This is a genomic window from Amycolatopsis sp. cg5 (assembly GCF_041346955.1).
Classification (GTDB): domain Bacteria; phylum Actinomycetota; class Actinomycetes; order Mycobacteriales; family Pseudonocardiaceae; genus Amycolatopsis.
In genome coordinates this window covers 3,107,664-3,119,997 of the sequence record NZ_CP166849.1, presented here as the reverse complement: position 1 = coordinate 3,119,997, position 12,334 = coordinate 3,107,664, and the positions used below count along the sequence as shown (strand labels likewise).

The 12,334-nt window shown below is 69.0% G+C and carries 10 protein-coding genes; 4 read left to right on the top strand and 6 right to left on the bottom strand.

Annotated elements, in window-relative coordinates:
- Nucleotides 1-18 precede the first annotated feature (18 nt).
- The 6 genes from AB5J62_RS14290 to AB5J62_RS14265 form a co-directional block, all read right to left on the bottom strand.
- A complete protein-coding gene (locus AB5J62_RS14290; RefSeq protein ID WP_370948682.1) occupies nt 19-2,355 on the bottom strand; it encodes a polysaccharide lyase 8 family protein in 2,337 nt (778 codons plus the stop codon).
- A 129-nt stretch (nt 2,356-2,484) separates the two neighbouring features.
- On the bottom strand, nt 2,485-3,936 hold the full coding sequence (locus AB5J62_RS14285; protein WP_370948681.1) for an aldehyde dehydrogenase (NADP(+)): 1,452 nt from the start codon (nt 3,934-3,936) through the stop codon (nt 2,485-2,487).
- A 15-nt stretch (nt 3,937-3,951) separates the two neighbouring features.
- Nucleotides 3,952-5,100, bottom strand: coding sequence for a hypothetical protein (locus AB5J62_RS14280; RefSeq protein ID WP_370948680.1), 1,149 nt, complete (start codon nt 5,098-5,100; stop codon nt 3,952-3,954).
- A gap of 4 nt (nt 5,101-5,104) precedes the next feature.
- Nucleotides 5,105-6,361, bottom strand: coding sequence for a glucarate dehydratase family protein (locus AB5J62_RS14275; RefSeq protein WP_370948679.1), 1,257 nt, complete (start codon nt 6,359-6,361; stop codon nt 5,105-5,107).
- Entirely contained in the window at nt 6,361-7,299 is a 939-nt protein-coding gene (locus AB5J62_RS14270; protein ID WP_370948678.1) for a 5-dehydro-4-deoxyglucarate dehydratase, read from the bottom strand. Before AB5J62_RS14270 ends, AB5J62_RS14275 begins: the two co-directional genes overlap by 1 nt.
- Nucleotides 7,300-7,348: 49 nt before the next feature.
- Nucleotides 7,349-8,860, bottom strand: coding sequence for a sodium:solute symporter family protein (locus tag AB5J62_RS14265; protein WP_370948677.1), 1,512 nt, complete (start codon nt 8,858-8,860; stop codon nt 7,349-7,351).
- 131 nt (nt 8,861-8,991) lie between these two features.
- Between AB5J62_RS14265 and AB5J62_RS14260 the strand changes: the two genes are divergently transcribed.
- The 4 genes from AB5J62_RS14260 (at nt 8,992) to AB5J62_RS14245 (ending at nt 12,327) form a co-directional block, all read left to right on the top strand.
- Nucleotides 8,992-9,807, top strand: coding sequence for an IclR family transcriptional regulator (locus AB5J62_RS14260; RefSeq protein WP_370948676.1), 816 nt, complete (start codon nt 8,992-8,994; stop codon nt 9,805-9,807).
- A gap of 28 nt (nt 9,808-9,835) precedes the next feature.
- Nucleotides 9,836-10,654 (top strand): NAD-dependent epimerase/dehydratase family protein, encoded by an 819-nt coding sequence (locus AB5J62_RS14255; RefSeq protein WP_370948675.1) that lies wholly within the window; start codon nt 9,836-9,838, stop codon nt 10,652-10,654.
- 93 nt (nt 10,655-10,747) lie between these two features.
- Nucleotides 10,748-11,284 (top strand): RNA polymerase sigma factor, encoded by a 537-nt coding sequence (locus AB5J62_RS14250; RefSeq protein WP_370948674.1) that lies wholly within the window; start codon nt 10,748-10,750, stop codon nt 11,282-11,284.
- Entirely contained in the window at nt 11,281-12,327 is a 1,047-nt protein-coding gene (locus AB5J62_RS14245; protein ID WP_370948673.1) for a CU044_5270 family protein, read from the top strand. The genes AB5J62_RS14250 and AB5J62_RS14245 overlap by 4 nt, the downstream gene beginning before the upstream one ends.
- Nucleotides 12,328-12,334: the final 7 nt, after the last annotated feature.

Sequence of the window (12,334 nt, the reverse complement as noted above, 5' to 3'; positions counted from 1 at the left end):
AGCCCGCTTTATCCTGGGTTACCGCGGGAGGTCGATGAGCCTGGTCGCGCCGAAGGTGTCCTTGACCTGGACGTCGATCGTCTTGCGGCGCACGGTCACCTTGATGGTGTCCTGCTGGTGGGTCGGGTCGGCGACGGCGAGCTTCCAGCGTCCGTCGACCTTGCCGAAGGCGATCGACGCCGGGCCGGACACAGTGACGTCGTCGACCGTGCCCGCCGCGAAGAAGTTCGCCAGCAGCGTGTTGTCCCACAGCTTCACGGCCTGCGCGGTCGTGGTGTTCGAGCGCACCCGGAACGCCAGGCAGGAAGCCATGGTCGACATCAGCGAAGCGCCGGGCAGCACCGCGTACGCGTACGTCGCGTTGACCGGCTTCACGCCGTGCGAAAGCACCAGCTTCTGGTAGCGCCGGGTGAAGGGTTCCAGGCTGCCCTTGGTGTTCGCGCCGGTGTCGATGTCGCGCCAGGTCGCGGTCCGGTCTTCCCGCAACGCCACCACGTCGGCGTTGTCGAGCAGCACGTAGCCACCGACGTTCTCGAGGTGCAGCGCGTGCGGCCGCTTGAGCGTCGTCGACTTGCCGGCCTCGGTCGGGACCCGCCTCAGGTCGGCGTGCAGCGCCCCGCCCGCGCCCTGCAGGTTCCGGTTCTCGATCGCGGTCCGCACCTCCTGGCCGGACGCGTCGGTGATGCCCGCGCCGAGGCAGACGACGCCGGACGGCGTGAAGAACCACGACTTCTTCGCGGTCAGCGTGCCGTCGAACGACACGAAGTCCAGGCCTTGCGCGCCATGCGAGCCGTCCCAGCGGACACCGCCGCCGAACGCGTTCGGCGTGCGGGGCACGTCCTGCAACGGCGGCGTCGGCCCGGTCTTGATGGTCGCGCCCGGCAGCAGCAGCGGGTCGACGGTCGGCCAGTACGCGTCGGTGTAGTGGCCCTTCGCGTTCGGGAGGAACGTGTAGAGCACGCCGTCGCCGGTGTACCAGCCGTGCAGGTTCATCTGGTTGACCGACTCGTACCGCGAGATGCGGCTGGTGCCCATGCCGAGCGTCGCCGACCACGCGGTCGTGACGTGCACGAGCCGGTCCTGCTGGCCGAACACCCGGTGCGCCGGGACGGTCGGCGCCGGTTTCGCCTTGGTGGCCAGCAGGTCCTGCGCGAACTCGATACCGGGGATGCCGACGAGGTCGGGGCCAGGCGCGAACCGCTCGGGGTCCGGGATCTTGAGGTACGGCGCGTAGGTGTCTTCCTTGATCCACTTGGTGGCCAGCTCGGCCAGTTCGGACTTGACCGGGCCGGTGGCCGACTTGGCCAGCAGCACGGTCGCGCCGGTCAGCTGGTGGCCGATGTCGTGGCCGGTCTCGCCCTGGCGCGAGAGCATGCGCCCGCGCACCGACTCCATCTGCGCGCCCGCGTAGACGAACGGCGCGAAGGTGTCGGCGACCGTGGCGTAGATCTTCTGCTTGAGCTCCTCCGGCAGCGCGTACGCGGTGCCCTTGGTGACGTGGATCGTGCCCGCCAGCGCGGTCAGCAGCACGATGCCGTAGTGCCCGGAGTACGGGATGGAGTCGTGCTGGATGAACGAGCCGTCGACGTGGAACCCGTCGCCGGCGCCCTTGTTGAGCTTCGCGACGACACTGGCCGCGCCCGCGCCCGCGACGTCGGTCAGCGCCTCGATCCCCTTGGTGATCGTCGCGCCGTCGCCGACCATCGCGCCGGAGACGATCGCGATCAGCGCCTTGTCGGCCCGGTTGGCGCCGGTCTCGACCAACGCGGCGTTGTTGGTGCGCCGGTTCGGGTCCGCGTTGAAGCGGAACACCGGCTTGAGGTACTTCGCCAGCTCGTCGGGCGTCAGTTTGTCGGCCACCGTGGCGAGTGTGTGCAGCAGGTAGTACGGGATGCCGATCTCGTAGGTGTACCAGTTGCCGATCTCGTCGGTCTTCTCGCTGTACTGGTTGCTGGTGTAGAGCAGCTCCAGCGCGAACTTGATCCGCTCGAGCACGACCGGGTCACCGGCGAGCGCGCCGCCCGGCGTGCCCCAGTTGACCGCGATCGACCGCAGCCTGGCGTACATCGAGGTGGTGTAGGCGCTGCCGGGACCCAGCGGCAGGTCCGCCCACAACGCGCCGCCCGTGACGGACATGCTCGCGTAGTTGGCCTTCGCCACCCGGTCGATGTTCGCCAGCGCCGCGGTCCGCTCGGCGGAGTCACGGCCGAAGCCGACCTGGAGTTCCCGGTAGGCCGTCACGATCGGGCTGGTGCCCACGCCGTCCGGTAGCCCTGGTGTCTTCGCGGCGAACGCGGTGCCGTCGGCAGCGCTGGTGAGCGCGACCGAGGCGGCGGCGACGGCGGTGGTGCGCAAGGCCGTTCTCCGGTTTACGGGCATGACGGAACCTCCGGGGGACTCCATTGTCATTACGGGTGGGGGACCTGTTCGAGGTCGTGAGTGTTCCCGACGGTCAGAACCGGCGGGAACACTCACGACCCATGGCTAGCGACGACCGTCCGTGCGCCGCGGCAGCTGCCACGGGTTGGCCTCCTGCAAGGCTTCCGGCAGCAACGCGTCCGGGAAGCTCTGCCAGGCGATCGGCCGCTGGAACCGGGTGATGGCCGCCGTGCCGACCGAGGTCGACGTCGGCGCGGTGGTCGCCGGGTACGGGCCACCATGCTGCTGCGCCCAGCTGACCGTGACCCCGGTCGGCCAGTCGTTCCACAGCAGACGGCCGGCGATCTTGGTCAGCGACGGCAGGATCGGGCGCACCCAGTCGGCGTCGGAGTCCTCACCCTGGATCGTCGCGGTCAGGCCGGGCTCGATCACGTCGAGCAGGCTGATCAGCTCGGCCTGGTCGGTGTAGGTGACGATCAGCGAAGCCGGGCCGAAGCACTCCTCGCGGACGGTGTCGGCGTCGGCGAGGAAGCTCTTCGCCGTGGTGGCGAACAGGGTCGGGGTGAACTCCGGTCCCTTGCCACCGCCTTCCGCGAGCACCTCGACACCCGAGACGCCGCGCAGCTTGTCGACGCCTTCGGAGTACCCGGCGGCGATGCGGTCGTTCAGCATCGCCTGACCGGCGATCCCGGCGACGGACTCGCGCAGCGTGTCCTCGAGGCCGTGGCCTTCCGGCAGGAACAGCAGGCCCGGCTTGGTGCAGAACTGGCCGGCACCCATGGTGAACGAGCCCGCGTAGCCCTTGGCGATGGCCTCGCCGCGCTCGGCGAGCGCCGCCGGGGTCACCACGACCGGGTTGACGCTGCCGAGCTCGCCGTAGAACGGGATCGGCCGCGGCCGGGCGCTCGCGATGTCGAACAGCGCGCGGCCACCGGGCACCGAGCCGGTGAACGAGGCCGCCTGGATGCGCGGGTCGTTCAACGCGGCGACACCCACGGGCTGACCGTAGATGACGTCGAAGATGCCAGCGGGCGCGCCGGCCGCGGCCAGCGCCTCCTTCACGATCTGCCCGGTGCGGGCGGACAGCTCGGGGTGACCGGAGTGCGCCTTGACGATGATCGGGCAGCCCGCGGCGAGACCGGACGCGGTGTCCCCACCGGCCACGCTGAAGGCGAACGGAAAGTTGCTGGCCGCGAACACCAGCACCGGGCCGATCGGGTTGAGCGAGCGGCGGATGTCCGGGCGCGGGCCCATCGGCCACGCCGGGTCGGCGTGGTCGACGGTGGCGCCGAGGAACTCCCCGTCGGTCAGCACCTCACCGAACAGGCGCAGCTGGAAGGTGGTGCGCTTGAGCTCGCCCTGCAGCCGCGGCGCGACCGGCAGGTTCGTCTCCGAGTTGGCGAGCGCGGTCAATTCGTCCGCGTTGGCGTCGAGCGCGTCGGCGGCCGCGACCAGCCAAGCGGCGCGCTCGGCTGGGGTCGCGGCCGCGGCGGGCCCACTGGCCTCCGCCGCGGCCGCGAGGATCTGTTCCAGCGTGGCTGGGTCTGTCTGAGCCATGTCTCTACGTTTCTCCTAGCTAGCGTGCGCGCCGCTGGTGGCGCCGTGCATGTCCGGCCATCGTCCGGGGCCGGCGAGCCCGAGGTGGTACAGATGCAGTTCCGCGGCCCCCGCCTTCCCCAGTTCCCGAGCGTAGGCCTCCATGTCGGGTACCGGGTTGGCGGCCACGGCCGTCACGTAACTGCCGATGTCCACTGTGGACGGCAAAGCCTGCCGGGCCGCGGTGACCGCCGCGGTGGCTGCCGTGCCGGGCACCCAGCTGAACAGGACCACCGCGTCGACGTCGTTGACCGCGCTGGGCGTCAGGCCCGGCAGCGCGCCGGTGACCCACGGGTCGAGCGCGCCGTGCAGCACGATCCGCACGCCGTCCGGGATCTGCGCGATCACCCCGCGGCGCAACGTGTCGACGGCCGATTGGCGCGTGGCGAGAAGCAGTTCTCGCAACGACGGCAGCAGCTTGTCCTCGGTGACCGTGAGATCGCCGAGTTCGATCAGCCGCCGGACCTCGGCGCGGAGCTTGCCTCGGATGGCTTCGGGGTCGCCACCCGCCTCGGCCCAGCCCGCCGCGCAGGCGTCACAGCAGCAGATCGACAGCAGCCGTGCCACCGCGGGCGCCCAGACACCGTCGGTCTTCTCGTGCTGGTGCTGGTGGATCGCACCGAGCGGACCACAGGCCTCCAGGATGACCGAGGAGAACTCCAGCCCTTCCAGGCATTCCGCGGTCAGCGTGGCGGCGTACTCACGCACCTCCGGCTGCGCCGGGCACAGCGCCCACGGGTACAACTCGCCGAAGCAGTTGCGTACCGCGAACTCGGGGAATTCCGTGCCCAGCAAGGAGTTGTGCGTGAGTACGATCCACGCCGCCGCGGGAATGCCCGCCGCGTTCAAGACGCGGACGGCGTCCCCGGCGGCGTCACCAGGGTCCCACTCCGGGGCGGCCGGGCGTAACTTGGCGCCACGCCAGGCTTCCTCCCGCACCGGACGGTAGAGCGCGGCGTGCCGCGCGACCACGGCCGTGTGCTCCGGCGACCACGGCGTCGAAGCACGGGCCGAGTGATAGGACACCGCCACCGCGACCTCGTCGACGCCCAGGTCGCGGGCGCGCTCGACAAAGCCGGGGTCGCCCAAGACGTCCCAGGAATACGCGTAACCAGTTACCCGCAAGGGTTCACCACCGTGCCGTGTTCGGTTCGAACGAGCCGACGAAACGTCGCATGTACGTGACGTCGTCCCGCTTGGTCTGTCCACATCGGACGTAGTCCTCGTGCGCGCGGGCGAGCGCGTCCGGGTCCAGTTCGACGCCGAGGCCTGGCTTGTCGGGGACGGCGACCGCACCGCCGGAGAACGCCAGCGCGCCCGGCGCGATCACATCGGTCGTCTTCCACGGCCAGTGCGTGTCGCAGGCGTAGGTCAGGTGCGGTGTCGCCGCGGCGACGTGCACCATCGCGGCCAGCGAGATGCCGAGGTGACTGTTCGAGTGCATGGAAAGCCCGATACCGAAGCATTCCGCGGTCTTCGACAGCGCCTGCGTGTCACGCAGCCCGCCCCAGAAGTGGTGATCGGACAGCACGACACCGACCGCGCGCTGGCGGAAGGCCGGCTCGATGTCGTCGAAGCTGACCACGCACATGTTGGTGGCGAGCGGCATGTTCGCCTGCTCGGCGACCTTGGCCATGCCCTCGATGCCCGGTGTCGGGTCCTCGAGGTACTCCAGCACCCCGTCGAGCTCACGCGCGACGCGGATACCCGTGTCGACCTTCCAGCCCGCGTTCGGGTCGATCCGCAGCGGCAGCCCGGGGAACGCGTCGGCCAGCGCGCGGATACCCGCGATCTCCTGGTCCGGCTCGAAGACACCACCCTTGACCTTGATCGACTTGAAGCCGTACTGGTCGATCATCCGGCGGGCGGCGCCGACGAGCGTCTCCGGCGTGGTGATCTCGCCCCACGAGTCCGCTTCGGCGCCGAGGTGCGCGCCGTACTTGTAGAACAGGTACGCGGAGAAGTCGACCGCGTCACGGGCCTTGCCGCCGAGCAGGTCGACGACCGGCCTGCCGAGGAAATGTCCTTGCGCGTCAAGGCAAGCGACCTCGAACAGCGAGTACACCGTGGCGATGGTCTTGCGGTTGGAGAAGCCGCCGGTGAGCCCGTGCTGGTCGGAGAACACGGCCTTGCCGAGCACACCCGCGATCTTGCGCTGCAGGCCGGGCAGGTCGAAGACGTCGTGCCCCTTCAGCTCCGGGATCACCTGGCGAACCTGGTCAAGGAAGGCCAGATCGCCGTACGACTCGCCCAGGCCGACCACGCCGTCGTCACAGAGCACCTGGACGACGCCGCGCAGCGCGAACGGCTCGTGCACGCCCATCACGTTCAGCAGCGGGGGATCCGCGAACGCGACGGGAGTGAGCACGATCTCTTGGATCTTCATCAGGCGTCGATCCCCTTGAGCACCGCGAAACCGCCCTCGACGACCTTCTCCAGCCGGTCGATCTGGTCGGACGTCGGCTCGATCAGCGGCGGCCGGACGGTGCCGACCTTGTCGCCGCGCAGCCGCGCCGCGGCCTTGACCAGCGACACCGCGAAGCCGGGGGTCTCGTCGCGCAACGCCACCAGCGGCAGGTAGAAACCGGCCAGCAGCGCGTCCATCACCTCGGTCTCACCGGCCGCGAGCGCGGCGTGGAACCGGTGCGCGATCTCCGGCGCGAAGCAGTGCACGGCCGAGGAGTAGCGGGCGACACCGATCGCCGCGTACGCCTTCGCCGAGACCTCCGCGGTCGGCAGACCGTTGAAGAACAGGAAGTCCCGCGCCCGGTCGGAGTCGACCGACCGGATCGCGGTGACGATGCGGGTCATCAGCTCGACGTCGCCGAAGCCGTCCTTGAGGCCGACCACGGACGGGATGTCGAGCAGTTCCACGGCCGTGGCGGCCGAGAACACCCCGGTGCCGCGGTGGTAGACGATGACCGGCACCGTCGAGTCGCCGACCGCGTAGCGCACGTGGTCGATCAGCCCCGACGGCGGCCCGGTCACCAGGTACGGCGGCAGGAGGAGGACGCCGTCGGCGCCGCCGTCCTGAGCCGCCGCGATCCCGGCGCGGGCCGTCGCCGCGCCGCCACCGGCACCTACCCAGACCGGAACCCGGCCGTTCGCCACTTCGCGCGCCTTCGCCAGTATCGCTGTCAGTTCGGCAGGCGAGAGTGAGCTGAACTCACCCGTCCCGCAAGCAACGAACAGCGCGCCGGCTCCCGCCGCGATGTGACTCTCCACATTCTCCGCGAACGCATCGAGGTTCAGTTCGAGATCCTCGGTGAACGGCGTCAACGGGAACGCGAGTAGACCGTCCAGCTCGATCTTGGGCTGTGCCATGTATTTCGACTCTCCCTGTTTTCTTTCTTAGGTGTTCGCACCGCCCCCGTTATGCGGGGACGGCCGAACCCTCCTTCGGTTTGTCCGACTCGACCTCGTCCTCTTGGTCGATCGTGTCGATGATTTCGTCGGTCACGGCGTTGCGCTCCGGCATGAGCGCGCCGAGTCCGATGTAGAGCGCCAGCGAGACCAGGATCGGCAGCGAGACCGTCACCGCCAGCGAGGCGTTGAAGCCGTAGTAGGCCAGCGCGTACGCGAGCAGGCCACCGGCCCACGAGATGAGCGCGGCACGCGAACCCGAGCGGCGGAACCACGGCAGCAGGCCGAGCAGCAGCGGCACCGAGATCGGGCCCATCAGCGCGGCCACCCACTGCACGACGATCGTCAGCACGCCACCGAGCTTCGGGGCCTGGGTGGCGACGATCATGGTCAGCACGACGAACACGACGGTGGTGATCCGGGCGGCGAGCAGGCCCTGCGCCTCGGTGAACCGGCGTGCCTTCTTCCACAGCACCGGCATCATGTCGCGGGTGATGACCGCCGAGATCGCGTTCGCGTCGGACGAGACCATCGCCATGGTGTGCGAGAAGATGCCGGCCAGCACCAGGCCGATCAGGCCGGGCGGCAGGAACGTGGTGGTCATGATCGCGTAGGCGTTGTTCGGGTTCTTGATGCCGGGGATCAGCAGCGGGGCCGCGAACATCGGGAACATCATGACGAGCGGCCACAGCAGGTACAGGATCGACGAGAGCCGGGCGCCGCGCTTGGCCTCGTGCGTGTTCGGCGCGGCCATGTAGCGCTGCGCCAGGTTCCACATGCCTCCGTTGTACTCCAACGTTTTCACGAGCACGTAGACCAGCAACACGATGGTGGTGAACTTCGCCGTCGTCGGGTTGAGGTGCGCCGGGGGCAGCTTGCCCCACATGGTCCACAGGCCCGAGATGCCGCCGAGCTTGGCGAGCACGACCCAGAGCATCACGATCGCGGCGATGGCCTGGATGACGAACTGGCCGAAGTCGGTGAGCGCGTCGGCCCAGAGACCGCCGACGGTGCAGTAGATGAGGGTGATCGTGCCGGTGATGATGATGCCCCAGGTGTAGGGGACACCCGCGAAGACGTTGAGGATCGTCGCGACCGCGAACCACTTGGCGGCGATGTCGAAGATCTTCAGCAGGCTGCCGCTCCACGCGAGCGCCTGCTGCGTGGGGACGTTGTACCGCTTGGCCAGGTACTCCAGCGGCGAGGAGACACCCAGCTTCGAGCGCAGCCGGTTCCACCTGGCCGCGAACAGCCAGGATCCGATGCCGACACCGATACCGATCGAGGCCATGCCCCAGAAGTAGACGGTGATGCCGTCCGTGTACGCCACGCCCGCGTACGCGACGAACAGCACCGCGCTGTACCCCGACATGTGATGCGAGATCCCCGCCAGCCACCACGGCATCTTGCCGCCTGCTGTGAAGAAGTCGCTCACGGTGCTGACGCGGCTGTGCGACCAGAAGCCGATCGCCACCATCAACACGAAGTACGCGGACACCATGATCCAGTCGAGCAAATGCACCGCTGACCCCTCTCGTTGTTCACATCCGTGAACGGAGTCTGTTATAGTGATTATGTTCATCCATAAGAACGTTGTTCGGGACGCTAATATGGCCCAAGTCACCTGTCAACGACCAGAAGGAGCAGGCCCAGATGCCGCAAAAGGTCGCAATCCCGGCAACGGGTAACCCGACGGGTGCAAGCAGCGACAACGCCGGAGTCAAATCGGCCCGCCGCGCGATCGACTTGATCGAGACCTTCGCGGCCAACGACGTCTGGCTGTCACTGTCCGATCTGCACACCCGCACCGGTTTCCCCAGGTCAAGCCTGCACGGCCTGCTCAAGACCCTGCTCGAAGCCGGGTGGCTCGAAGCCGACGCCAACACCGCGCGCTACCGCCTCGGCGTCCGCGCGCTGATCTGCGGCACGGCGTACCTCGATCGTGACCCGGTCGTCCCGTTCGCCACGGAGGCACTCGAGCTCGTCAGGGAGAAGACGGGACTCACCGCGCACTTCGCCCGCCGCAACGGCACCGAGGTCGTCTACCTGGAGACCCGCGAGTCGACCAGGTCCACCCACCTGGTCTCCCGCGTCGGCCGCACGCTGCCCGCACACGCCACCGCGCTGGGCAAGGCGCTGCTCGCCGAGCTCACCCACGACGAGATCAACGAGCTGATGCCGCATCAGCTCACCGCGCTCACCCCGAACACCATCACCAGCCTCGACGCGCTGCACGCCGAATGCGCGGCCACGCGCGAGCGCGGGTACGCGTCCGAGCGCGAAGAAGGCAGTCTCGGCGTCCGCTGTGTCGCCGCGGTCATCCCCTACCGCATCCCCGGCACCGACGCGATGAGCTGCTCGATGCCGGTCGGCCAGGTCACCGACGAAGACGTCCGCCGCGTCGGCGAGCTGCTGGCCGAGACCACCGCCGAGCTCGGGCAGCGCCTGCGCCGGGCCGGCATCCGCTGAAAAACCCTCTAGCGATAAGGAAGTCTTCATGGCAGACCAGCGCGTCCTGATCACCGGATCCGCGGGGTTCGTCGGCACCCTGATGCGCCCGCGCCTGGCCAAGGCGGGCCGCGTGCTGCGCCTGCTCGACCTCGCGGAGCAGACCCCGGCAGCGGACGGCGAAGCGGTCGAGATCGTCACCGCCTCGGTGACCGACCCCGAAGCGATGGCCAAGGCCTGCGAGGGCGCCGACGCGCTCATCCACCTCGGCGGCCTCAGCCGCGAGAACTCGTGGGAAGCCACCCTCGACGTCAACATCAACGGCACCCAGATCGTCCTGGACGCGGCGCAGAAGGCGGGCATCAAGCGCGTCATCCTGGCGTCCAGCAACCACTCCGTCGGCTTCCGCCGCGTGGACGAGACCCCCGAAGGCGGCCACCCCGCCGACTCCTCGCCGCGTCCTGACACCTATTACGGCGTCAGCAAGGCCGCGATCGAGGCGCTCGGCGCGATGTACCACGACCGCTTCGGCATGGACGTGATCGCCATCCGCATCGGCTCCTGCTTCGAGTCGCCGCTGGTGCTCGGCCGCCGCGGCCTGGTCACCTGGCTCTCCCCCGACGACGGCGCGCGCCTGTTCGAGGCCTGCCTTTCGGCGCCCTCCCCCGGTTACCGGCTCATCTGGGGTGTTTCGGACAACACCCGCCGTCTCTACTCGCTGGCCGAGGCCGAGGCGCTGGGCTACAAGTCGCTCGACAACGCCGAGGTCTACGCGGAGCAGCTCAAGGACAGCCCGGAGCCCAGCGGCGGCGAGTGGCTCGGCGGCCCCTTCTGCACCGCACCGCTCGGTCAGCACAACCCCATCTGATCTCTGATCGAGAAGGGTGAAGATCGCTTCGGGCAAGAACGGTTGACGGCGCCCACCGGACAGGCCGGTGGGCGCGCGACCGAGGAGTGCTGCATGACAGCTCCACCCGACGCGAAAGCGGAATCGCCACCGGACGCCTTCGAAGCGGTGTTCGACCGGCATTTCGCGGAGATACACGGCTATGTCGCCAGACGACTGGGGGTCGACATAGCCGATGACGTGGCCTCCGAGACATTCCTCGTCGCCTACCGCACCCGCGACCGGTTCGACCCGTCGCGCGGCGACCATCGAGCGTGGCTGTACGGCATCGCGAGCAACCTGATGCGCCGCCACCGCCGGTCCGAGATCCGCGGTTATCGCGCGTTGACCAGGCTCGACGTTCCTTCGGCCGCACTCGGCCACGAGGACGCCGCCATCGCCAGGGTCAGCGCACAGGATCTGCGCGAACCACTCGCCCGAGCACTCGCCGGGCTGTCCGCGGGCGACCGCGACGTCCTGCTGCTCATCGCACTCGCGGAACTGACCTACGACCAGGTCGCGGCCGCACTCGGCATTTCCTACGGGACGGTCTGTTCCCGCCTCAGCCGAGCGCGCCGCAAAGTCCGCACGTCTCTGGAGTCACAGTCATGAACGACCTCGAAGAAATCCGCCGTCTCCTCCCGCCCGCCGCCGCACCCGATCCACTGGTGGTCGCCCAGGCGCGAGCCCGCGTGTTCACCGCGAAACCCGCGAGCTCACCCATCCGCCGGCGAGCCATGCTGGCGGCGGCGCTCGGCGCGGTCGTGGTCGCCGGGATCGTGGTGGTCGCGGACAACAAGCCGACGGGCCCGCTCTCCGGCCGCGACGTGCTGCTGGTCGCCGCCACCCAGGCCGCGAAACAACCTGCCACATCGGGACGGTTCTACCTCTCCCGCAAGCTCAATGTCGTGGAGTCCGACGTCGGCACCGCACCGGACTTCTACCAGTTCAGCACGCGCTTCCTCAGCGAGAACTGGGTGGCTGCCGACCCTGCCGCCCCGGACTTCGGCGGCACCGTGAACCTGGGCTCGAAGCCCACGAAGCCGTCCGACGTGGAAGCCTGGAAACGTCAGGGTTCACCTGCCCGAATCACTGTCCGCGACGGCATCACCGTGCTCACGGTGGAAGGCGGCGAGCCGCGTTTCGGTGAGGTCAACCGGGAGGAGGTCCTCGGCTACGGTGTCGGGCCGAACGGGGAACGCCTGTATCTGACCAGGCAGGAGATGAACTCCCTGCCTGCCGATCCCGATCAGCTCAAGAGCTTCCTGCTCGGCAAACCGCTCGACCCGCAGGTCGGCGGGGAAGCCTGGCTCATCCGGTTCGCCACCTATCTGCTGTCGGAATTCCCGATCCGCCCCGAGGCCCGCGCCGGCTTGTTCCGGATGCTCGCCGGTCTCGAAGATGTCCGCTCCGAAGGCCCCGCCACCGATCCCGAAGGCAGGCCTGGAATGGCGCTCACCATCGCCCCCAAGGCGGGCCGCAACGAGGGCGCGGTGCGGCTCATCGTCGACACGGCCACCGGCAAACTGCTGAGCTATGAGTTCAAAGTGACCGCTCAGCCGGTCGTCAGTCCCATCAATTCCTCGGTCGAGGTCGTGCTCTCGGCCGAGTGGACCAACGACGACCCCAAGCCGCCGTCCACCGAGGCACCCTGACATTCCG

What these genes read in the sequence shown, in the direction of transcription:
- AB5J62_RS14285 (WP_370948681.1), bottom strand. Translation starts at nt 3,936, where the DNA reads ATGGCTCAGACAGACCCAGCCACGCTGGAACAGATCCTCGCGGCCGCG.
- AB5J62_RS14275 (WP_370948679.1), bottom strand. Translation starts at nt 6,361, where the DNA reads ATGAAGATCCAAGAGATCGTGCTCACTCCCGTCGCGTTCGCGGATCCC.
- AB5J62_RS14270 (WP_370948678.1), bottom strand. Translation starts at nt 7,299, where the DNA reads ATGGCACAGCCCAAGATCGAGCTGGACGGTCTACTCGCGTTCCCGTTG.
- AB5J62_RS14260 (WP_370948676.1), top strand. Translation starts at nt 8,992, where the DNA reads ATGCCGCAAAAGGTCGCAATCCCGGCAACGGGTAACCCGACGGGTGCA.
- AB5J62_RS14255 (WP_370948675.1), top strand. Translation starts at nt 9,836, where the DNA reads ATGGCAGACCAGCGCGTCCTGATCACCGGATCCGCGGGGTTCGTCGGC.
- AB5J62_RS14250 (WP_370948674.1), top strand. Translation starts at nt 10,748, where the DNA reads ATGACAGCTCCACCCGACGCGAAAGCGGAATCGCCACCGGACGCCTTC.
- AB5J62_RS14245 (WP_370948673.1), top strand. Translation starts at nt 11,281, where the DNA reads ATGAACGACCTCGAAGAAATCCGCCGTCTCCTCCCGCCCGCCGCCGCA.